Source organism: Pseudomonas ovata, assembly GCF_003131185.1.
Taxonomy (GTDB): Bacteria; Pseudomonadota; Gammaproteobacteria; order Pseudomonadales; family Pseudomonadaceae; genus Aquipseudomonas; species Aquipseudomonas ovata.
Genome location: NZ_QFFU01000010.1, coordinates 22,186 through 44,168, shown reverse-complemented (window position 1 = coordinate 44,168; position 21,983 = coordinate 22,186). Strand labels below are relative to the sequence as shown.

21 protein-coding genes are annotated in these 21,983 nt (G+C 62.7%); 14 read left to right on the top strand and 7 right to left on the bottom strand.

The window, feature by feature from the left end:
* Positions 1-326: 326 nt before the first annotated feature.
* From fadB to DGA31_RS15130, 6 genes are all read left to right on the top strand, one after another.
* Positions 327-2,492 carry a fatty acid oxidation complex subunit alpha FadB gene (fadB, locus tag DGA31_RS15155; protein ID WP_109513108.1) on the top strand — a complete coding sequence of 722 codons (2,166 nt, stop codon included), beginning with the start codon at positions 327-329 and terminating at the stop codon, positions 2,490-2,492.
* 4 nt (positions 2,493-2,496) lie between these two features.
* Positions 2,497-3,672: an acetyl-CoA C-acyltransferase FadA gene (fadA, locus tag DGA31_RS15150; protein WP_056838961.1), complete on the top strand. Its 1,176-nt coding sequence runs from the start codon at positions 2,497-2,499 to the stop codon at positions 3,670-3,672.
* Positions 3,673-3,776: 104 nt separating this feature from the next.
* Complete coding sequence (locus DGA31_RS15145; protein WP_109513107.1) at positions 3,777-4,013, top strand: DUF1653 domain-containing protein; 237 nt, start codon at positions 3,777-3,779, stop codon at positions 4,011-4,013.
* Between the two features lie 266 nt (positions 4,014-4,279).
* A complete protein-coding gene (gene topA / locus DGA31_RS15140) occupies positions 4,280-6,892 on the top strand; it encodes a type I DNA topoisomerase (protein ID WP_056838965.1) in 2,613 nt (870 codons plus the stop codon).
* Between the two features lie 89 nt (positions 6,893-6,981).
* Complete coding sequence (locus tag DGA31_RS15135) at positions 6,982-7,503, top strand: DUF6586 family protein (RefSeq protein WP_109513106.1); 522 nt, start codon at positions 6,982-6,984, stop codon at positions 7,501-7,503.
* A 65-nt stretch (positions 7,504-7,568) separates the two neighbouring features.
* Positions 7,569-7,805 (top strand): hypothetical protein, encoded by a 237-nt coding sequence (locus DGA31_RS15130; RefSeq protein ID WP_056838968.1) that lies wholly within the window; start codon positions 7,569-7,571, stop codon positions 7,803-7,805.
* A gap of 21 nt (positions 7,806-7,826) precedes the next feature.
* Here DGA31_RS15130 and sulA read toward each other — a convergent pair whose 3' ends face one another.
* Both sulA and lexA read right to left on the bottom strand, forming a co-directional pair.
* The gene (sulA, locus tag DGA31_RS15125; protein WP_109513105.1) at positions 7,827-8,312 is read right to left on the bottom strand and encodes an SOS-induced cell division inhibitor SulA; all 486 of its coding nucleotides are present in this window, start codon (positions 8,310-8,312) and stop codon (positions 7,827-7,829) included.
* Positions 8,313-8,323: 11 nt separating this feature from the next.
* Positions 8,324-8,932, bottom strand: a complete 609-nt coding sequence (gene lexA, locus DGA31_RS15120) for a transcriptional repressor LexA (protein WP_056838972.1) — start codon at positions 8,930-8,932, stop codon at positions 8,324-8,326.
* Positions 8,933-9,162: 230 nt separating this feature from the next.
* Between lexA and DGA31_RS15115 the strand changes: the two genes are divergently transcribed.
* Both DGA31_RS15115 and nagZ read left to right on the top strand, forming a co-directional pair.
* On the top strand, positions 9,163-9,888 hold the full coding sequence (locus DGA31_RS15115) for a TetR/AcrR family transcriptional regulator (protein WP_109513104.1): 726 nt from the start codon (positions 9,163-9,165) through the stop codon (positions 9,886-9,888).
* Positions 9,889-9,975: 87 nt separating this feature from the next.
* Positions 9,976-10,974 carry a beta-N-acetylhexosaminidase gene (gene nagZ, locus DGA31_RS15110; RefSeq protein ID WP_193551511.1) on the top strand — a complete coding sequence of 333 codons (999 nt, stop codon included), beginning with the start codon at positions 9,976-9,978 and terminating at the stop codon, positions 10,972-10,974.
* Here the strand turns inward: nagZ and pssA are convergent, their stop codons facing one another.
* Together pssA and DGA31_RS15100 are read right to left on the bottom strand one after the other, a co-directional pair.
* Positions 10,975-12,318, bottom strand: a complete 1,344-nt coding sequence (gene pssA / locus DGA31_RS15105; RefSeq protein WP_109513102.1) for a CDP-diacylglycerol--serine O-phosphatidyltransferase — start codon at positions 12,316-12,318, stop codon at positions 10,975-10,977.
* Between the two features lie 63 nt (positions 12,319-12,381).
* Positions 12,382-13,527 carry a glycerophosphodiester phosphodiesterase gene (locus tag DGA31_RS15100; RefSeq protein ID WP_109513101.1) on the bottom strand — a complete coding sequence of 382 codons (1,146 nt, stop codon included), beginning with the start codon at positions 13,525-13,527 and terminating at the stop codon, positions 12,382-12,384.
* A gap of 206 nt (positions 13,528-13,733) precedes the next feature.
* Here DGA31_RS15100 and DGA31_RS15095 point away from each other — a divergent pair, with 206 nt between their 5' ends.
* The 3 genes from DGA31_RS15095 to DGA31_RS15085 all read left to right on the top strand — a co-directional run bounded on the left by DGA31_RS15095 (position 13,734) and on the right by DGA31_RS15085 (position 16,949).
* On the top strand, positions 13,734-15,050 hold the full coding sequence (locus DGA31_RS15095) for a GGDEF domain-containing protein (RefSeq protein WP_109513100.1): 1,317 nt from the start codon (positions 13,734-13,736) through the stop codon (positions 15,048-15,050).
* A 77-nt stretch (positions 15,051-15,127) separates the two neighbouring features.
* Positions 15,128-16,063: a 2-hydroxyacid dehydrogenase gene (locus tag DGA31_RS15090; protein WP_109513099.1), complete on the top strand. Its 936-nt coding sequence runs from the start codon at positions 15,128-15,130 to the stop codon at positions 16,061-16,063.
* A gap of 142 nt (positions 16,064-16,205) precedes the next feature.
* Entirely contained in the window at positions 16,206-16,949 is a 744-nt protein-coding gene (locus DGA31_RS15085) for a transporter substrate-binding domain-containing protein (protein WP_109513098.1), read from the top strand.
* Positions 16,950-16,971: 22 nt separating this feature from the next.
* Here DGA31_RS15085 and DGA31_RS15080 read toward each other — a convergent pair whose 3' ends face one another.
* From DGA31_RS15080 to DGA31_RS15070, 3 genes are all read right to left on the bottom strand, one after another.
* Positions 16,972-18,390 carry a short-chain fatty acid transporter gene (locus tag DGA31_RS15080; protein ID WP_056838988.1) on the bottom strand — a complete coding sequence of 473 codons (1,419 nt, stop codon included), beginning with the start codon at positions 18,388-18,390 and terminating at the stop codon, positions 16,972-16,974.
* A 75-nt stretch (positions 18,391-18,465) separates the two neighbouring features.
* Positions 18,466-19,122 (bottom strand): CoA transferase subunit B, encoded by a 657-nt coding sequence (locus tag DGA31_RS15075; RefSeq protein WP_056838990.1) that lies wholly within the window; start codon positions 19,120-19,122, stop codon positions 18,466-18,468.
* Between the two features lie 16 nt (positions 19,123-19,138).
* A complete protein-coding gene (locus tag DGA31_RS15070) occupies positions 19,139-19,837 on the bottom strand; it encodes a CoA transferase subunit A (protein WP_109513097.1) in 699 nt (232 codons plus the stop codon).
* Between the two features lie 127 nt (positions 19,838-19,964).
* Between DGA31_RS15070 and DGA31_RS15065 the strand changes: the two genes are divergently transcribed.
* The 3 genes from DGA31_RS15065 to DGA31_RS15055 all read left to right on the top strand — a co-directional run bounded on the left by DGA31_RS15065 (position 19,965) and on the right by DGA31_RS15055 (position 21,950).
* Entirely contained in the window at positions 19,965-20,855 is an 891-nt protein-coding gene (locus DGA31_RS15065) for a LysR family transcriptional regulator (RefSeq protein WP_056838994.1), read from the top strand.
* 86 nt (positions 20,856-20,941) lie between these two features.
* Entirely contained in the window at positions 20,942-21,217 is a 276-nt protein-coding gene (locus tag DGA31_RS15060; protein WP_056838996.1) for a hypothetical protein, read from the top strand.
* Between the two features lie 127 nt (positions 21,218-21,344).
* Positions 21,345-21,950, top strand: coding sequence for a LysE family translocator (locus DGA31_RS15055; protein WP_109513096.1), 606 nt, complete (start codon positions 21,345-21,347; stop codon positions 21,948-21,950).
* The last annotated feature ends 33 nt before the right edge of the window (positions 21,951-21,983 follow it).

The following is a 21,983-nucleotide window of genomic DNA, read 5'->3' as shown; positions in this document are numbered from 1 at the left end:
ATACTTTGCACGGGTGCCGCTATTGGCAGCGCAGGCGTGTGCCTGCGGATACCGACCAGGCGGAACATGCAGGCTCAATGCTGGCCCGGTTTCACGGGTTTTTGAGGCGAATTGACAATTGGCCGGTTTTGGATGAAGGTGTGCTACCCAAATCAAACGGGCGTATGAATTGATCGTTTGGTGTCAGACTTTTCTGACAGAATCCTGACTGCCGCGTCGGCGGGTTTGCCTTTGATTTGGCGTGTTCATGACGGCGACGTCGTAGTCTCGTTGGACCCTGCTGTCCGGCGTGTATTGTTCAGCTTCCATATCGTGGAGATCAGTTGATGATTTACGAAGGTAAAGCCATCACGGTTAAGGCTCTTGAAAGTGGCATCGTCGAATTGAATTTCGATCTCAAGGGTGAGTCCGTCAACAAGTTCAACCGCCTGACGCTCAATGAGTTGCGTGAGGCGGTCGAGACCCTCAAGGCCGATGCCTCGGTCAAGGGTGTGATCGTTACCAGTGGCAAGGACGTGTTCATCGTCGGTGCCGACATCACCGAGTTCGTCGAGAATTTCAAGTTGCCCGAGGCCGATCTGGTCGCCGGCAATCTGCAGGCCAACCGCATCTTCAGCGATTTCGAAGACCTTGAGGTGCCCACTGTCGTGGCCATCAACGGCATCGCCCTGGGGGGCGGCCTTGAGATGTGCCTGGCAGCCGACTATCGCGTCATGTCCAGCAGCGCAAAGATCGGCCTGCCTGAAGTCAAGCTGGGCATCTACCCGGGGTTTGGCGGCACGGTGCGTCTGCCAAGGCTGATCGGCGCCGATAACGCCATCGAGTGGATCGCCTCCGGCAAGGAAAACGGTGCCGAAGACGCACTGAAAGTCGGCGCGGTCGATGCCGTGGTCGAGCCGGGCAAGCTGCAGGCAGCTGCTCTTGACCTGGTCAAGCGTGCCATTGCCGGCGAGTTCGACCACAAAGCCAAGCGCCAGCCCAAGCTCGACAAGCTCAAGCTCAATGCCATCGAGCAGATGATGGCCTTCGAGACCGCCAAGGGCTTCGTCGCCGGTCAGGCCGGCCCGAACTACCCGGCCCCGGTCGAAGCCATCAAGACCATCCAGAAGGCCGCCAGCTTCGGGCGCGACAAGGCGCTTGAAGTGGAAGCGGCCGGTTTTGCCAAAATGGCCAAGACCTCGGCGGCGCAGAGCCTGATCGGCCTGTTTCTCAACGACCAGGAGCTTAAGCGCAAGGCCAAGGCCTATGACGCCCAGGCCCGCGAGGTCAAGCAGGCGGCCGTACTCGGTGCCGGCATCATGGGCGGCGGCATCGCCTACCAGTCTGCCGTCAAGGGCACGCCGATCCTGATGAAGGACATCCGCGAAGAAGCCATTCAGTTGGGCCTGAACGAAGCAGCCAAGCTGTTGGGCAATCGTGTCGAAAAGGGCCGCCTGACCCCGGCCAAGATGGCCGAGGCGCTCAATACCATTCGCCCGACCCTGTCCTATGGCGATTTCGGCCATGTCGACCTGGTGGTCGAGGCGGTCGTGGAAAACCCCAAGGTCAAGCAGGCCGTATTGGCCGAAGTCGAGGCGCAGGTGGGTGACAACACCATTCTGGCGTCCAACACCTCGACCATTTCCATCAGCCTGCTGGCCCAGGCTCTCAAGCGCCCGGAAAATTTCGTCGGCATGCACTTCTTCAACCCGGTGCACATGATGCCGCTGGTCGAAGTCATTCGCGGCGAGAAATCCAGCGAAGAGGCCGTGGCCACCACTGTCGCCTACGCCCGCAAGATGGGCAAGAACCCGATCGTGGTCAATGACTGCCCGGGCTTTCTGGTCAACCGCGTGCTGTTCCCGTACTTCGGCGGTTTTGCCCGTCTGGTCAGTGCCGGGGTGGATTTCGTGCGCATCGACAAGATCATGGAAAAGTTCGGCTGGCCCATGGGCCCGGCCTACCTGATGGACGTGGTCGGCATCGACACCGGCCACCACGGCCGTGACGTGATGGCCGAAGGCTTCCCGGACCGCATGAAGGACGATCGCCGCTCGGCCATCGATGCCCTCTACGAGGCCAAGCGCCTGGGGCAGAAGAACGGCAAGGGCTTCTATGCCTATGAGACCGACAAGAAGGGCAAGCCGAAAAAGGTCAACGATGCCACCGTGCTCGACGTGCTCAAGCCGGTCATCTATGAGCAGCGCGAGCTGAGCGACGACGACATCATCAACTGGATGATGATCCCGTTGTGCCTGGAAACCGTACGTTGCCTGGAAGACGGCATCGTCGAAACCGCCGCCGAGGCCGACATGGGCCTGATCTACGGCATCGGTTTCCCTCCGTTCCGTGGTGGCGCCCTGCGCTACATCGATTCGATCGGCGTTGCCGAATTCGTGGCCCTCGCCGATCGCTACGCCGAGCTGGGCGCCCTGTATCAACCGACCGCGAAGCTGCGCGAAATGGCCCGTACCGGCCAGAGCTTCTTTGGTCCTGCGTCTGTCAAGGAGTAAACCTATGAGCCTGAATCCGAGAGATGTGGTGATTGTCGACTTCGGTCGCACGCCCATGGGTCGTTCCAAAGGCGGCATGCACCGCAACACCCGCGCCGAAGACATGTCGGCGCACCTGATCAGCAAGCTGCTGGAGCGCAATGCCAAGGTCGACCCGGGCGAAGTCGAAGACGTGATCTGGGGCTGCGTCAACCAGACCCTGGAGCAGGGCTGGAACATTGCGCGCATGGCATCGTTGCTGACCCAGATCCCGCACACGGCTGCCGCGCAGACCGTCAGCCGCCTGTGCGGTTCGTCGATGAGCGCGCTGCACACCGCCGCGCAGGCGATCATGACCGGCAACGGTGATGTGTTCGTGGTCGGTGGCGTCGAGCACATGGGGCATGTGGGCATGATGCACGGTGTGGACCCCAACCCGCACCTGTCGCTGCATGCGGCCAAGGCCTCGGGCATGATGGGCCTGACCGCCGAACTGCTGGGCAAGATGCATGGCATCAGTCGTGAACAGCAGGATGCCTTCGCCCTGCGCTCGCACCAGTTGGCCCACAAGGCCACCGTGGAGGGGCGTTTCAAGGACGAGATCATCCCGATGCAGGGGTATGACGAGGACGGTTTCCTCAAGGTCTTCTCTGAAGACGAGACCATTCGTCCCGACACCACCCTTGAAGGCCTGGCGGCCCTCAAGCCGGCCTTCAATCCCAAGGGCGGTACGGTCACGGCCGGGACCAGTTCGCAGATCACCGACGGTGCCTCGTGCATGATCGTGATGTCAGCCCAGCGTGCCAAGGACCTGGGGCTGGAGCCGCTGGCCGTGATCCGTTCGATGGCCGTGGCCGGTGTGGACCCTGCCATCATGGGCTACGGCCCGGTACCGGCCACCCAGAAGGCCCTCAAGCGTGCCGGCCTGTCGATTGCCGACATCGACTACTTCGAGCTCAATGAAGCCTTCGCTGCGCAGGCGCTGCCGGTACTCAAGGACCTCAAGGTGCTCGACAAGATGAACGAGAAGGTTAACCTGCACGGCGGTGCCATCGCGCTGGGGCACCCGTTCGGTTGTTCCGGGGCGCGGATCTCGGGCACCTTGCTCAATGTCATGAAGCAGCGTGAAGGTCGCCTGGGGGTGGCCACCATGTGTATCGGTCTGGGGCAGGGTATCTCGACTGTCTTCGAACGCGTCTGATTCTGCGCATGTGAGACCGGCCGGGGCCTTGTGCCCCGGCTTTTGTATTTTTCAGATACGGTTTTTCAAGGGCAGGTTCTGCCCGACTCAAGAGGATTCTGTTGATGCTGTTGCAGCCCGGTCTATATCGTCACTACAAGGGGCCCGAGTACCGGGTTTTCAGCGTCGCGCGTCATTCCGAGACCGAGGAGTACGTGGTGTTCTACCAGGCGTTGTACGGTGATTACGGCATGTGGGTCAGGCCCCTGGACATGTTTCAGGAGACCGTCGAGGTTGACGGCGAGCCTGTGCCGCGCTTTGCTTTGGTCCAGGCCGAAGAAAGTCTTTTTTCCAGGCCGTGAGTCAAAACCGCCCATCAGGCGGTCTGAAAAATCGCTGCGGCATGACAAGCGCTGTTGCAAAACTGTGAGGCAGGTGGCTGCAGTGCCTGCTTTCATGGGGGCAAAGCGCGAGCCAGAGCGTGTTTTATGCATGAGGTGATCGACCCGGCGACGGTTTTGCTGCACAGTCCCGTGCTTGACCTCACTCTGTAGCCACTATATATAGCGGTGCCTTTAGCAGGCTCGCGTCTGTCTTTCATTTATCGTATTCAGGAATTTACTGATCCATGGGCAAATCGCTGGTCATCGTGGAATCCCCGGCTAAGGCCAAGACCATCAACAAGTATTTGGGCAACCAGTACGTGGTGAAGTCGAGTATCGGCCATATCCGTGACCTGCCCACCAGCGGTTCGGCCAGTGCCAGCAAAGAGCCTGCCGCCAAGCGCGGCAAGGCTGCGGCCGGTGATGCGCCGGTCCTGACGCCCAAGGAGAAGGCCCGCCGTCAACTGGTGGCGCGCATGGGTGTCGATCCGGATCAGGGCTGGAAAGCCCAGTACGAGATCCTGCCGGGCAAGGAAAAGGTCATCGAAGAGCTGCGCAAGCTGGCCAAGGATGCCGACACCATCTACCTGGCGACGGACTTGGACCGCGAAGGGGAGGCCATTGCCTGGCACCTGCGCGAAGCCATCGGTGGCGAAGACGAGCGCTTCAAGCGTGTGGTGTTCAACGAGATCACCAAGAAAGCCATCCAGGAAGCCTTCTCCCAGCCGGGCGAACTGGACATCGACCGGGTCAACGCCCAGCAGGCGCGCCGCTTCCTCGATCGGGTGGTGGGCTACATGGTCTCGCCGCTGCTCTGGCAGAAGGTCGCCCGTGGCCTGTCGGCCGGTCGCGTGCAATCGGTGGCGGTGAAGCTGGTGGTCGAGCGCGAGCGTGAGATTCGTGCGTTCAACCCCGAAGAGTACTGGGAAGTGCACGCCAACCTGGGCACGGCCAAGGGCGCCCAGGTGCGCTTCGAAGTCGCCCGGCACAAGGGCGAGGCCTTCAAGCCGCTCAACGAGGCCCAGGCCACCGCCGCTCTGCAGACGCTCAAGGCGTCCAGCTACAGCATCATCAAGCGCGAAGACAAGCCTACCAGCAGCAAGCCGTCGGCGCCGTTCATCACCTCGACCCTGCAGCAGGCGGCGAGCAATCGCCTCGGCTTTGGCGTGAAGAAGACCATGATGATGGCCCAGCGCCTGTACGAGGCCGGCTACATCACCTATATGCGTACCGACTCGACCAACCTGTCGGCCGATGCCCTGGAGATGGCGCGCAGTTTCATCGAGAGCGAATTCGGAAAGAAGTACCTGCCCGAAGCGCCCAACCTCTACAGCAGCAAGGAAGGCGCCCAGGAGGCGCACGAGGCGATCCGTCCTTCGGACGTCAATACGCACCCAAGCAAGCTGACAGGCATGGAGCGCGACGCCGAGCGCCTCTATGAGCTGATCTGGCGCCAGTTCGTGGCCTGCCAGATGCCACCGGCACAGTACCTGTCGACCACCGTCAGTGTCAGTGCCAGCGACTATGAGCTGCGTGCCAAGGGCCGCATCCTCAAATTCGACGGCTACACCAAGGTGCTGCCTCAGATCGCCAAGCCAGGCGATGACAGCGTGCTGCCGGACATGGGCGAGGGCGAGGCGCTTGAGCTGCTGGCGCTGGAGCCCAGCCAGCATTTCACCAAGCCACCGGCCCGCTTCTCCGAGGCCAGTCTGGTCAAAGAGATGGAAAAGCGCGGTATCGGCCGTCCGTCGACCTATGCTGCGATCATTTCCACGATCCAGGACCGTGGTTACGTCGCACTGCATAACCGCAGGTTCTATTCCGAGAAAATGGGCGATATCGTCACAGAGCGCCTGGCCGAGAGTTTCTCCAACCTGATGGACTACGGTTTCACCGCCGGCATGGAAGAAAACCTCGACGACGTGGCCCAGGGCGAGCGTGACTGGAAAAACGTGCTGGACGAGTTCTATGGCGATTTTCGCAAGAAGCTCGAAGTGGCCGAGGCGGCCGAAGGCGGCATGCGCGCCAACCAGCCGGTGATGACCGACATCCCGTGCAAGACCTGTGGCCGGCCGATGCAGATTCGTACCGCCTCCACTGGCGTGTTCCTCGGCTGCTCGGGCTACAGCCTGCCGCCCAAGGAGCGCTGCAAGGCGACCATCAACCTCACCCCCGGCGACGAGATTGCCGAAGACGACGAGGGCGAGTCCGAATCGCGGGTCCTGCGCGGCAAGCATCGCTGCCCGATCTGCAGCACGGCGATGGATGCTTACCTGCTCGACGAGAAGCACAAGCTGCACATCTGCGGTAACAACCCTGATTGCACCGGCTACGAGATCGAAGAAGGCACCTATCGCATCAAGGGCTATGAAGGTCCGAGCCTGGAATGCGACAAGTGCGGCAGCGAGATGCAGCTCAAGACCGGCCGTTTCGGCAAGTTCTTCGGCTGCACCAATGCCGAATGCAAGAACACCCGCAAGCTGCTCAAGAGCGGTGAGGCGGCGCCGCCCAAGATGGACCCGGTCAAGATGCCGGAGCTCAAGTGCGAGAAGGTCGACGACACCTACATCCTGCGTGACGGGGCTTCAGGGTTGTTCCTGGCCGCCAGCCAGTTCCCGAAAAACCGTGAAACCCGCGCCCCTCTGGTGATCGAGTTGCTGCCGCACCGTGAAGAGATCGATCCCAAGTATCACTTCCTGTGCGACGCACCGGCCAAAGACACTGAAGGCCGTCCGGCGGTGGTGCGTTACAGCCGCAAGACCAAGGAGCAATATGTGCAGACCGAAGTGGAAGGCAAGCCGACCGGCTGGCGTGCGTTCTACGACGGCAAGGCGTGGAAGGTCGAAGACAAGCGCTGATCGGGTCAGCCCTTGCCGGGTAGTCCCGGCAAGGGTGCCTGGCCTCCGGCCTACGCCCGTTCCATTTGTGACTCAGGGGAGTTAGCCGCATGGCTCAAGAGCGTTATACCCGTACCAACCAGAAGATCTACTTCGCAGGCCTGGCCCTGGAAGCGTTGGGCAAGGCCGAGCAGGGCCAGGCCATCAACGCCCAGGCGCAGGTTCAGGCAAGTCGTGAAGCGGTGTTGTTTCATCTGTACGGTGCCCTGCTGGGCCTGTGCCATGAAATCGCCGGTTATTACCGCTTGCCGCAAGCCAATGCGCCACGTGCCGAGCAGTTGCTGACCCCGCAGGTCATCGAGAGTGTGGCCATTCCGGAGCTGGGCGAGTTGATCGAGCTGGCGCAGAACTCGCACACTTGGGTGGCCCGGTTGCTGGCCGCCTATGGCGCGTTGTTCGAGCCACCGCGTGAAGTCGTCAAGCCCAAGGGGGATGTCACCCAGCCGATGATCGTGGCGGTGAACCTGGACCGCGAGCCTGAGCCGGAGCTGGACCGTGAAGAGCTTGAAAGCTGGCGGCAATCGCTCAAAGCACTGGCGGTACGCTTTCGCGAAGGCCTGAACGAGTTCTGAAACCTGTGATGTATGCGACCGTGCGGACTGTTACACTGTCCGCCTTTCGCGGAGTATTTGTACTGATGCCTACTTCTTTTCTTGAAATTGTCGAACTTCCTGACGGTCGTATCGAGCTGCGTCGTGCTGATGACGAGGGCTCGCTGGTGACGCTGAATTTCTCCGAGGACGCCAAGGTCTTCCTGCAGGGTCAGCATGTAGAAGTCGCCAAGGCCATGTTGAGCGTAGGCGTGCAGATGGCCGGGCGTCTGGCAGAAGGCGTGACGGAGAAGGAAGAAGACGGGCCTCGTGTGCTGCATTGAGCCCCGTCGACTTTCCTGAAATCAGCCCAGGCGGATGTTCAGGCTTTGCGCATCGCCGATGCGTGCGGCAGCCGTCAATTGCTGGCGTGCTGCAGGGCTGAGGGGATTGAACCAGCTCACCACCGTGTGGCTGCGGCCCAGGCGCAGGACTTCGCGAGCCAGTTGCAGGGCGTTCTGATTGCCGCTGGGCTGTAGCAGCAGGATCCGCTCCCGATTCAGGCCTGCCTCACGCAGCCAGTTCTGGGTCAGGCTTGGCGGCGGCGCGACCAGGGTCAGCCAGCGTGCGTTCGGCCCCAGGCTCAACTCTCTCAGCATGGGCGCCAGCAGGCTCAGGCAGTTCCCGGCGGCACCACGCAACGACACTTCACTGAATACGTCCGGAGCGGGCTCTTGTAGCACTGGCTGCAAGGTCGCGGCCAAAGGCACATCCATGGACACAGGCATGGGCTGGGCCAGGAATGCCTCGAACAGGTGGAGTTGGGTATTGGGTACCGAATGGAACTGCATAGTGTTCTCCCTTAGCGACGAATCACGCCAACGCTCAACCCTTCGATGACCAGCTCCTGCTCCTTGAGGTCGATTTCGATCGGGGCGAAATCGGGATTCTCGGCAATCAGCCAGACCTTGTTGCCTTCGCGCTTGAAGCGTTTGACCGTTACTTCATCGCCGATACGGGCAACGACGATCTGGCCGTTACGGGCTTCACGCGTGGTGTGGACGGCCAGCAGGTCGCCGTCGAGAATGCCGACGTTCTTCATGCTCATGCCATGCACACGCAGCAGGTAGTTGGCGCTGGGGTGGAAGAAGGCCGGGTTGATGTTGCACGACTCCTCGATGTGCTGCTGGGCGAGGATCGGTGCGCCGGCAGCGACGCGGCCGATGACCGGCAGGCTGCTGTCGTCGGCACGCGCTTCGAAGCCCGGGATGCGAATACCCCGCGAAGCACCGGGGGTCATCTCGATGGCACCTTTGCGGGCCAGGGCCTTGAGGTGTTCTTCAGCGGCATTGGGTGACTTGAAGCCCAGCTTCTGGGCAATCTCGGCACGGGTGGGCGGGTAGCCATTGTCTTCGAGACACTGCTTGATGAAGCCCAGGATTTCGGCCTGGCGTGGCGTCAGTTTGATCATGATGGGCGCTCTGGATTTTTGTACAGTGACTGGGATTATATACAGTGAAGGCGTCTTGGCAATCGCCCTGTTTATTTTTTCGCCAGACGGACGTCTATATAGAGCAGCTGAATGCGCTTGTCAGACCGGCTTGAATACGTGACTGTTCGGCCACAAAATGAACCGCTGACTTGACAACCTGCCTGCCTGAAACGTATGTTTCAAACGATTGTTTTGTCAGGCAGAGAGTCATGGCCCAGTCGGAAACCGTTGAACGTATTCTTGATGCTGCCGAGCAGTTATTCGCCGAGCGAGGGTTCGCCGAGACTTCGCTGCGGCTGATTACCAGCAAGGCCTCGGTCAACCTGGCGGCCGTGAATTATCATTTTGGCTCCAAGAAAGCCCTGATCCAGGCGGTGTTCTCACGGTTTCTCGGGCCGTTCTGCGCCAGCCTGGACCGTGAGCTGGAGCGCCGCCAGACCCGTCCCGAACACCAGCCTGACCTCGAAGAGCTGCTGGGCATTCTCGTCGAACAAGCCATGGCGGTGCAGCCGCGCAGTGGCAACGACCTGTCGATCTTCATGCGCCTGCTGGGCCTGGCCTTCAGCCAGAGCCAGGGTCACCTGCGCCGTTACATGGAAGACACCTATGGCAAGGTGTTTCGTCGTTACATGGTGCTGGTCAATGAGGCTGCGCCGTCCATACCGCCCATCGAACTGTTCTGGCGCGTGCACTTCATGCTCGGGGCAGCCGCCTTCAGCATGTCCGGTATCAAGGCACTGCGGGCAATTGCCGAAAACGATTTCGGCGTGCACACCTCGATCGAGCAGGTCATGCGCCTGATGGTGCCGTTCCTGGCCGCCGGCATGCGCGCCGACAGCGGGTTGACCGACGCGACGATGATTACCGCCCAGCCACGCCCGCGCACCAAGACCGCCGGTGTACCCAACGGCACGGCAGGCATTGCCAAAGCCTGAGCGCCTGCATTGCACCAGGCGGCCGGATCAAGCACCATGCGGCCCTGATCCAAGGCAATGGTGTGAAGGTTTCCTATGAGTTCTGGCCTGCAAGGCTCCTTGATGGTCGATGTCGAAGGCCTCTGGCTGACAGCTGAAGACCGCAGTTTCCTGCGCCACCCGCAAGTGGGTGGCCTGATTATCTTTGCACGCAATATCGAACACCCGCGCCAGGTGCGCGAGCTGTGTGCCGCGATTCGTGCCATTCGTCCCGACCTGCTGCTGGCTGTCGACCAGGAAGGCGGGCGCGTGCAGCGTCTGCGCCAAGGGTTCACCCGCCTGCCGGCCATGCGCTCGATTGCCGAGCGTCCCGAGGCGCAGACGCTGGCCCGTCATTGTGGCTGGCTGATGGCCGCCGAGGTGCTGGCGGTGGGGCTGGACCTTAGTTTCGCGCCGGTGCTGGACCTGGACCACCAGCGCAGTGCCGTGGTCGGCACCCGTGCCTTCGAGGGCGACCCGGAACGCGCAGCACAACTGGCCGGCGCCTTTATCCAGGGCATGAACGAGGCCGGCATGGCCGCCACCGGCAAGCACTTTCCGGGTCATGGCTGGGCCGAGGCCGACTCGCATGTGGCCATCCCCACCGACGAGCGCAGCCTGGACAGTCTGCGCGCCCAGGACCTGGTGCCTTTCGCCCGCCTGAGCCGGCAACTGGCTGCCGTGATGCCAGCCCATGTCATCTACCCGCAGGTCGACGCTCAACCGGCCGGCTTTTCCCGGCGCTGGCTGCAAGACATCCTGCGCGGCGAGCTGCAGTTTGACGGGGTGATCTTCAGTGACGACCTGTCGATGGCCGGCGCCCATGTGGTCGGCGATGCCGCCAGCCGTATCGAGGCGGCATTGAGCGCCGGTTGCGACATGGGGCTGGTGTGCAATGACCGCGCCGCCGCCGAACTGGCCTTGAGTGCGGCGCAACGCCTGAACGTCACGCCGTCGCCGCGCCTGGCGCGCATGCACGGCCAGGCCCATGCCGCCAGCGAGTACCGCCAGCACCCGCGCTGGCTGCAAGCCATGCAGGCCTTGCGGGCCGCGCAACTGGTCGACTGATCAGAGAATCCGGTAGAGCAAGCGCTCGATACGGACCCGGCTGACCCTGCGCAGGAATTTGTGCACGCCTTCGGGGTAGTCGGCCAGGGTCTGCAGCTCTTCGAAATGGCCGACGCGCCGGGTGTGCTGCATCAGGTGGGCAACTTCCTCGGCCCGTGGCTGGCGCCATTGACCTTGCGGGTCATCGATCAACAGGGCGTTTTCCAGGTCCAGGTTGAAGGCCCGCGGGTTGAGGTTGTTGCCGGTCAGCAGCGTGTAGCGCTCGTCAATCCAGATGCCCTTGAGGTGAAAGGTGTTGTCGCCGTCTTTCCACAGGTGCACGTTCAGGCGCTGGCGGGCGATCGCTGCCTGATGCTTGCGGGTGAAGCGGCGCAGGCTGATCTCGTACAGGTAGGGCAGGGCCGAGATGACCTTGAACGGTTCCTGGGGCGGGATGAAGAAGTCGTTGGCGGTCTTGTCGCCAATGATGATGTCGACCTTGACCCCACGCTTGAGCGCCCGATTGATTTCCCGCGTCACGGCCACCGGCAGGTTGAAATACGGGGTGCAGATCGTCAACTGGCTTTCACTGCTGGCGATCAGGTCGCAGATCGTACGGTTCAGGGCATTGCGTGGCCCGACCCCCAGCAGTGGCGTGATGCGCAGCTCGCCATTGTCAGTGATGCCGGTCGAGGTGTCGTAGGCGGCGCGCTTGAGCTGGCCACGAAACGCCCGGATCTCGCCTCGCAGGCTGCGCGAGGTCGGGGGTTGTGGCAGGTCGAGACGGTGCACCGCCGGTGACGCAATGATCTCGCGCTGTACCAGGTCGACAAAACTGTCGGCCAGTGCGGCACTGTGGATCAGGTGATAGCGGTCCAGACGGTACTTGTCCTGCTTGTGCAGGTAGACATTGTTGATGCTGGCGCCGGTGTATAGCACGTTGTCGTCGATCACGCTGCCCTTGAGGTGCAGCACGCCGAACAGCTCGCGGGTCTGCACAGGCACGCCGTAGACCGGCACTTCCTGCTCGTATTCCAGATGCTGGGCCTGGTACCAGGCGCTGTTGCCCGGCTGGCGGCCGGCGCCGATCAGCCCGCGCTGGGCCCGGAACCAGTCGACCAGCACGCGGATGTCCAGGTGCGGACGCGCCTGTTTGGCCGCGTACAACGCGTCGAGGATTTCCTGCCCGGCTTCGTCCTGTTGCAGGTACAGGGCGATGATGTAGATGCGCCGGGTGGCCGAGGCAATCTGTTCCAGCAGGCACCGACGGTAATCGGCGGCGCTGGGAATCAGGGTGATTGCCTGTTCTGACAAGGCAAAACCGCGCAGCGCGGCCAGGGTCGAGCGTCTGAAGGGGGACTGCATAAGCCTCTCATGGGGTTTGCGCAACAGCCTGCGAGCTTACACCAGAAACAGGCTGTGATGCCCTCAGTAACCGTGGCGCTTGAGCAGCGCGTCACTGTCCTCTTTGGCTGGTCGCTCGTAATAGCGCAGCAGTTCGGCCGGGCGGTTGGTGAAGAAGCCGTCGACGCCGGCCGCGCTGATGGCCTTGAAGTCTGCGGCAGCGTCCACCGTGTAGGGGTGGATGATCAGGCCCCGGTCGTGGGTCAGGCGGTTCATCCACGGCTTGACCAGGTCCATGTAGCTTTGCTCGCCACCCTCGGCCAGGCGGGACGAGGGGCCGGTGCCCAGGGCGCCGTTGTCCCGGGCCCAGTCGACCCAGGCCTGGAAGTCGGCTTCGGATTTGACCTCCTGGGCAGCGTAGTAGCTGGCCCGGTCCTTGAACCCCGAGTCCTTGAACGCCACCTCGGACTTGCCCGGGATCGACCCCGGGCCGATCCACAGCAGCAAGACCTTGGGCACCTGGGGCATGGCCTTGTGCAGCAGTTGCAGGCTGTTCTTGTCGAAGGTCTGCAGCACCACCCGGCCCGGTCGTTGCGCGACATTGACGTGTCCGGCAGCGGCTGCCGGACGTTCGCCGAGCCAGCCGCGTTTGGCCAGAGCCTTTTGCAGGTCGGCCTCGATGCCCGGAAACTGACCGGGCGCCTTGGTCTCGATGTACAGCCCGGGCTTGTTGGCACCGCCCTCGGCAATGTCGATGACCTCATCGAGGGTCAGAATCTTCAGCCCTTTGAAGGCGGCACGCGCGCGGTCCGGGTGAGCCTTGTTGAACCAACTGCCGGCATCAAGCTGTTTGAGTTCGGCCAGGGTGAAGCGGTTGACCGGCTCGTCGGCACGCGCCGGAAACACCTCGGCGACATTGGTGGTACGGCGCAGGTTATCGTCGTGCAGCGCGATCAGGACGCCGTCCTGACTGCGCTGCAAGTCCAGCTCCAGGTAATCGGCGCCCAGCTCGCGGGCCAGGACATAGGCCGGCACGGTTTCTTCAGGCGCATCGTACGAGGCCCCCCGATGCGCGATGACCGCTGGCCACGGGATGCCGGCCTTTTCGCTCAAGGCCTTGCCGACAGGCTCGCTGGCCAGGGCGGTGCCCGTGCTCAGCACCAGGCCGATCAAGGCCTGGACAAGCCGCTGCCTGGTCGTGGAGAAACGGGGCAATACAACATCCTGCATGGTCAGATTCCTTACTGATGATGAAAAAGGCGTCACGCCGTCTGTCGCCTGCCGCCGCCTGACAGCAGTGTCCGGCATGCAGTAATGGCCGCAAGCCTTCAATGCAGGCACTATTGAGCGCGCAAGCAGGCAGTCTAGCTGGCAGTTCAGTCTGTGTGGTCAATGAGTCCAGCGTATGAATGTCCCCAATTTCCCAGGCAGGTCTCATGGAAAACACCACTCACCGGGCCCTCGAAGGTTTCGTCGATATGCTCATGGACGCGATCTGCGTGGTGGACACAGAGGGACGCTATGTCTATGTCAACGCCGCGTGTGAACGGATCTTCGGTTATACCCCACAGGAATTGATCGGCACCCAGATGATCCGTCTGGTCCACCCGGACGACCGGGCGCGCACGCAGGCAGCGGCGCAGGAAATCATGCAGGGACAGCCCAAGCTGCATTTCGAGAACCGTTACCTGCACAAGAACGGTCAGGTGGTGCACATCATGTGGTCGGCCCGCTGGTCGGAGGTGGATCACCTGCGCATTGCCGTAGCTCGCGATATCACTGAGTTCAAGCGCGCCGAGCACCTGCGCCTGAGCCTGTTGCAGATTTCCGAGGCGGCCAATGGCTGTGATGAGCTGCCGGACCTGTACCGACGTATCCATGAAGTACTTGATGAGCTGCTGCCGGCGCGCAACCTGTCGATTGTCCTTTGCGGTCAGCCGCCGGATCACGTGACGTTTGCCTACCACGTCGACGACGAGGCCGACCCGGCCACTGTCCAGGCCCTGGCCCTTGAGGTGATGCGCAGCGGTCAGTCCTTGGTGTTTGCTCCCGACCACGCCACTGCCTGGCCGCAGGCCCTGCGTGAGCGTCTCGACCCGCATGCGCCACCCTGGCTTGCGGTGCCATTGCAGTCCACAAGCGGCATCATCGGTGCCTTGATGATCAAGGGCACGTGCGAGAGCCCGGCCTACACCGCCCAGGATCAATCGGTGCTGCAGTTCGTGTGCGGTCAGGTGGCGGCGGCCATCGAGCGCAAGCAGTTGCACGAACGCTTGCAGTCGATGGCCCGTTACGACCAGCTCACCGGGCTGGCCAATCGCATGCTGCTGCAGGAGCGCCTGCAAGAAGCGATCGAGTCTGCCCAGCGCCACGGCGATCAACTGGCGGTGCTGTACCTGGACCTGAACAAATTCAAGCAGGTCAACGACACCCTTGGCCACGCGGCTGGCGACGCCTTGCTGCAAGAGGTGGCGCGACGGCTCAAGGCCTGTGTGCGCAACAGCGACACTGTGGCGCGTATCGGCGGCGACGAGTTTGTGGTGTTGCTCGAGCGGATGCAGGCCGACACTGACGCGGCGCGTGTCACGCAATTGATCCACAGTGCCTTGCAGGTGCCGATGCAACTGGAAGGGTGGCCCTGGAGCATTGGCGCCAGCATCGGCATTGCCCGTTATCCGCAGGATGCCACTGACCTGGCGCAACTGTTCCGCCATGCCGACCAGGCCATGTATCGCGCCAAGCGTCAGGGCTGATCGGTCAGAGGAGGGCTGCACAAAGCCGCGACTCGGGTTACTGTCGGCACCTTTGAACAGGCTGTGGACGCATTCCCATGACAACGACGGTGCTGGTGCTGGTCGAAAACCTCAACGCATACCTGCCGATTCTGGAAGACAGCGGCTTTCGTTTGCTGCGCGCGCCCACCGCCGCGCTGCGCGCCGAGGCCATTGCCCGGCACGCCGATGAGATCACAGCGGTGGTCACCCGCGGACCGCTGGGTTTCTTTGCCGAAGAGATGGACGCCTTGCCCGGCCTGCGCATCATCTGCGTCAGTGGCGCAGGCTATGAAAAAGTCGATGTGCCGGCGGCCGAAGCGCGCGGTATCCAGGTTACCAACGGCGCCGGCGTCAACGCCCCGACCGTGGCGGACCATGCGCTGGCATTGCTGCTGGCGCTGGTGCGCGACATCCCGCAGGCCGATGCCTCGGTGCGCCGCAGCGAGTGGCGCAAGGCAATGTGCCCGTCGCTGGCCGGTAAACGCCTGGGCATCGTCGGTCTGGGCGCGGTGGGCCTGGCGATTGCCCGCCGTGCCGCCGCGTTCGATATCCACATTGGCTACCACAACCGCCGTGCGCGCCAGGACACCGAGTACAGCTGGTACGCCTCGGTGCTCGAACTGGCCCAAGCGTCGGATTTCCTGCTGCTGGCCACGCCAGGCGGTGCCGACACCCGGCACCTGGTCGACGCCTCGGTGCTCGAAGCCCTGGGTGCGCAGGGGTATCTGGTGAACATTGCCCGCGCCAGCGTGGTCGACACCGTCGCCTTGCTCGATGCCCTGCAAGGGCGGCGCATCGCCGGCGCGGCGCTGGACGTGTTCGACGACGAGCCGAATGTGCCTGACGCCCTCAAGGGCCTCGACAACGTGGTCCTGACCCCGCATGTCGCCGGCTTGTCGCCCGAGGCCTCGCATGACTCGGTGCGCCTGGTGGCCGACAACCTGCTGGCCTTCTTTGCCGGCCAGCCTGTGCTGACGCCGGTTTCGTCTTGATAAGACTTGTATTGGTGCGTCATGACCTGATCAGCCCGGACCTGTTCATCACGGTGGCCCAAGAACGCAACCTGACCCGTGCCGGGTATATCTGCATGCACGTCATCACCTGGATTTTTCCCTCACACCACAGGAGCACCCGATGAACACTGTCACCCCTGGCGTACTGGCTGACCTGGCCCCCGATGGCGTGCTGCGTGCAGCCATCAATCTGGGTAACCCGGTGCTGGCCCAACAAGCCGCCGACGGCACGTTGCAAGGCGTTTCGGTGGCCTTGGCCAAGGCGCTGGCTCTCGAGCTGGGCGTGAGCCTGCACATGCAGACCTTTGATGCCGCCGGCAAGGTGTTCGCCGCGCTGGAGCAGGGCGCCTGGAACCTGGCGTTTCTGGCCATCGAACCAGTACGGGCGGCGCTGATCGATTTCAGCGAACCCTATGTACTGATCGAAGGCACCTACCTGGTGAATACCCAAGCACCGTACCAGCGCGTCGAAGAGCTGGACCAGCCGGGGTTGCGCCTGGCCGTGGGGCAGGGCGCCGCCTATGACCTGTACCTGAGCCGCACCTTGCAACAGGCCAGCCTGGAGCGGGCCGAGACCTCGGCCGGGGCGATGGAGCTGTTTATCGAGCAGGGCCTGGATGCGGTCGCCGGTGTACGTCAGCCACTGGAACAGACAGCGGCCAGCGACCCGCGCTACCGGGTGCTGGACGGCGCCTTTACCGCAATCCGCCAGGCCATGGCGGTGCCGCGCGGGCGCGAGGCCGGCGCGGCGTATGTGCGTGACTTCATCGAGCGCCAACTGGCCGGCGGCTTTGTGCGCGGCGCGCTGCTCGCCAGTGGCCAGACTGACGTCAGCGCGACCGTGGAATGTCAGTCAAACGCCTGACATTCCACGGTCGCAAGACCCCTTATGGCATGACCGGGGGGATGTAGGTCAGGGTCGTGCCCAGCGCCCAGAGCAGGAACAGCACGATGGGCGCATGCACCAGCAACTGCACGAACGAGAAGCCGATCAGGTCACGCGCCTTCAGGCCCAGTACGCCCAGCAGCGGCAGCATGTAGAAGGGGTTGATCAGGTTTGGCAAGGCCTCGGCGGCGTTGTAGATCTGCACCGCCCAGCCCAGGTGGTACTGCAGCTCGTTGGCCACTTGCATCACATAGGGCGCCTCGATGATCCACTTGCCGCCACCAGAGGGAATGAAGAAGCCCAGCACCGCCGAGTAGACGCCCATCAGCAATGCATAGGTGTCGTGGGTCGCGATGCTGGTGAAGAACAGCGAAATGTGGTGCGCCAGGGTTTGCGCGTCACTGCCCTTGACCGTGGTCATCAAGGCGGCGATCGAGCCATACAGCGGGAACTGGATCAGCACCCCGGTGGTGGTCGGCACGGCGCGGGCCACCGCATCCAGGAAGCTGCGCGGGCGCCAGTGCAGCAGGGCGCCCAGCATGATGAACAAAAAGTTGTAGGTGTTGAGCCCCGAAATCGCGGTGATCACCGGCTTGCTGCTGAATTCGTTGATCAGCCAGCCCACGCCCAGCGCGACCATCGCCAGGATCAGGATCGGGCTGTATTCCAGCCATTCACCCGGACGCGTGCGCGGGGCCAGCGGCGGCAGGTTGAAGGCCGGGTCCACGCCGCAGTCCTTGGCTTCACGGGCGCTGTTGGGGCCGGGAGCGGTGGCGTAGGCGACGATGATCGAGATCACCACCAGCGCCAGCAGGATCACCCCGGACTGCCAGAGGAAAATGGTCTCGGTAAACGGTATCACACCGGTGATCGACAGGATCGACGGTGGCAGGCTGGCCGGGTTGGCCTGCAACTGCGCCGCCGACGATGAAATACCCAGCGCCCAGACCGCGCCCAGGCCCAGGTAGGCGGCAGCGCCCGCGGCGCGATAGTCCATTTTCAGGTCTGTACGGCGTGCCAGGGCGCGCACCAGCAGGCCGCCGAACACCAGCGACAGGCCCCAGTTCAGCAACGAGGCGACCATCGAGATCAGGGCGACCCAGGCCACGGCACTGCGTCCGTTTTTCGGGATACGCGCCAGGCGATCAATCAGCCGCACCGCCGGCGGCGAGCTGGCGACCACATAGCCGCTGATGACCACGAAGGCCATTTGCAGGGTGAAGGGGATCAGGCTCCAGAAGCCATCGCCAAAGGCCTTGGCAGCCGCGGCCGGCTTGGCGCCCATGGCCAGGGTTGCGAGAGTCACGATCAAGACGGCCAGGGCGGCGAACACCCAGGCATCGGGGAACCAGCGTTCAGCCCAGGCCGAGCAGCGCAAGGCAAAGCGGGCGGAGCGGCTTTCCTGGATGGGAGCAGACATGAGAAACCTCGTTATTATTTTTAGTCAATACGAAAAAGACCCCTGACGGTGCAGGGGTCCTGAAGCATAAAAAAGTCAGAACTGCATTTCGATCACATTGTCCGGCACGATCAGCTTGCCGGCGGTCTTGGCGACAATTTCTTCGATGCTGACCCCCGGTGCCCGCTCGCGCAGGATGAAGGCGCCGTCCTCGATCTCCAGCCAGGCCAGGTCGGTGAGCACCCGGCGGATGCACCCGGCGCCGGTCAATGGCAGGCTGCACTGCGCCAGCAGCTTGGATTCGCCGTCCTTGGAGGCGTGGGTCATGGTGACGATGATGTTGTCGGCGCCGGCCACCAGGTCCATCGCGCCGCCCATGCCCTTGATCAGTTTGCCGGGGATCATCCACGAGGCGATGTTGCCGCTGACGTCCACTTCGAAGGCGCCCAGCACCGTCAGGTCGACATGGCCACCACGGATCATGGCGAAGGAGTCGGCGGAGTTGAAGATCGAGGCGCCGGTGCGGGCGGTAACGGTCTGTTTGCCGGCGTTGATCATGTCGGCGTCGAGGGTCTGCTCGGTGGGAAACTCACCCATGCCCAGCAGGCCGTTTTCCGATTGCAGCATCACGTCGATGCCGTCGGGGACATAGTTGGCCACCAGGGTCGGAATGCCGATGCCCAGGTTGACGTAGTAGCCGTCTTTGAGTTCACGGGCGACCCGTTGAGCCATTTGTTCGCGCGAAAGTGCCATGGTCGAATGCTCCTGCTCAGGCCTTGAGGGTACGTTTTTCGATGCGTTTCTCGAAGGTGCCCAGGATCAGCCGATCGACGTAGATGCCGGGGGTGTGAATCTGTGCGGGGTCGAGTTCACCGGGTTCGACGATCTCCTCGACCTCGACCACGGTGATGCGTCCGGCGGTGGCCACCAGCGGGTTGAAGTTTTGCGCGGTGTGGCGATAGATCACGTTGCCGAAGTGATCGGCCTTCCAGCCTTTGACCAAGGCAAAGTCGCCGGTGATGGCCTCTTCCAGAATGTAGTTGCGGCCCTTGAACTGACGACTTTCCTTGCCTTCGGCGACCGGGGTGCCGTAGCCGGTGGCGGTGTAGAACGCCGGAATGCCGGCGCCGCCGGCACGCAGTTTCTCGGCCAGGGTGCCTTGCGGGGTGAGGTCCACTTCCAGTTCGCCGTTGAGCAACTGCTGTTCGAACAGCGCGTTTTCGCCCACGTAGGAAGAGATCATTTTGCGGATCTGCCGGTCTTCGAGCAGGATGCCCAGGCCAAAGCCGTCGACGCCGCAGTTGTTGGACACCACGGTCAGGTCGCGGGTGCCCATGCGCCTGATCTGCGCAATGAGGTTTTCCGGGATGCCGCACAGGCCAAAGCCGCCGCACAGCACGGTCATGCCATCGGTAAGCCCGGCCAGGGCTTGTTCATAGGTTGCTACTCGTTTGTCGAGTCCGGCCATGATGATCCGCCTTGTTGTCGTTGTAATTGTCTGGGAGTGTGGCGCGATTGCATGCCGGCCATCTTCTGCTTTGAGCAATGATTTGTTAATTTTGTTTTTCTGATGATTTGATAAGAAAAGCAAAACAATGAACGTCAAACAACTGCGTGCCTTCGTGGCCGTGGCCGAATGCCTGAGTTTCGCCCAGGCCGGCGAGCGCCTGCACCTGTCCCAGCCGGCCCTGAGCCTGACCATCAAGAACCTCGAGGAGTCGCTGGGGGGCCAGTTATTGACCCGCACCACCCGCAGCGTGAGCCTGACGCCGGAGGGCGAGACACTGCTGCCGCTGGGCCGGCAGTTGCTGGCCGATTGGGACAACACCGAAGAACTGCTGCGCCAGCGCTTCACCCTGCAAATGGGGCGGGTGTCGCTGGCGGCCATGCCGTCGTTTGCCGGCAACCGCCTGCCGGAAGCGCTCAAGGTGTTCAGGCAGCGCTATCCACGGGTCAACGTCGCGGTGCATGACGTGATCAACGAGCAGGTGCTGGAGATGGTGCGCGAACGCCGCGTTGAAATGGGCATCGGCTTTGAGCCCGAGCCCGGGCATCTGCTGCATTTCACGCCGTTCTGGCTGGACCGCTTCGTGGCGGTGGTGGCGGCGGACTCGCCGCTGGCGGGGCACGAGGAAATCGACTGGAGCGAACTGCTGCGCGAGGATTTCATCGCCTTGCAGCGGCCTTCGGCAGTGCGCCTGCTGCTGGAGCAGTCGATTGCGCCACTGCATGGCCGGCTGGCGGTGGCCTTCGAAAGCCATCAACTGGCAACGGTGGGACGCATGGTTGCCCATGGCCTTGGCGTCAGTGCGGTGCCGGCCTTGTGCATCGGTCAGATGCAGGAACTGGGCGCGCGCTGCATCCCGCTGGTAGGCCCGCGTATCGAGCGGCGTATCGGCCTGATGACCCTGGGTGAGCAGCCCCTGTCAGTGGCCGCCCAGGCGCTGCGCGACGTGCTGATCGAGCAGGTATCGATGAACAGATAGTGACTATCAAAGGCGGTGATTTTTGGCCGGGACGGCACGGGATTAAGCTTTGCTCATTCCGAATCGAAACGACCACGGAGGTCGCCATGAACCGTATTACTGCCCTTGCCCTGTTGCTCACCGTCGCCGTCGTCAGCGGTTGCTCGACCCATCATGCGGTCGAACAACGCCCTTTCAGCGCCGAGGAGTCCCGTCAACTGGCACTGGAAGACCTCAACCGTCGCGGCCTGTCGTTCGACGAGTACCATGCCCGCAAGGCGCAGTTGCTGGCCGAGCCGCAGATTCAGCAGGTGCGTGAATTCGACCGCAGCGCCGAAGTCAGCGTCGACGCCGGTGTGATCGGCCAGGATCGCCAGGGCTGACAGTTTCTGTGGCGCGCTTATGTGGCTGAAACTGTACTGGCTCAACTTTCGTGTAACTGTCCGTGTGTTTGTCCAGCCTGGCTGGTTAGTGTGAACGCCTTGTTCACCGCTGCCCTGGACTGTCGTCATGTCTCTCTCGTTCGATCTGCTGCTGGCCTTTGCCCTGTTTGCGCTGGTGACCTCCATCACGCCGGGCCCCAATAACATGATGCTGCTGGCCTCGGGCGTGAACTTCGGCTTTCGTCGCACGCTGCCGCACATGCTGGGTATCAGCACCGGGTTCATGGTGTTGGTGCTGGCGGTCGGTTTTGGCCTGGGCAGCCTGTTTCAGACCTGGCCGTTGCTCTATACGCTGCTGCGTTATATCGGCGGCGCCTACCTGCTGTACCTGGCCTGGAAGATCGCCACCTCAGGGCCGGCCAACGAAGATGACCAGCCTCAGGGCAAACCCATGAGCTTCATGGCGGCCGCGCTGTTCCAGTGGGTCAACCCCAAGGCCTGGGTCATGGCAATCGGCGCGATCAGCACCTATACGCCAATGCAGGGCTACTTCACCAATGTGCTGGTGATTGCCGCCGTCTTCGCCTTGATCAACCTGCCAGGCGTCAGCATCTGGGCCGGGTTCGGCAGCCTGCTGCGCAACGTGTTGCGCGACCCACGCGGGCTGCGGATCTTCAACGGCGTGATGGCGTTGCTGCTGGTGCTGTCGCTGTACCCGCTGGTGATGGGGTGAACGGCGGGTGACGGGCTGAAGGGCGGCTGTAGG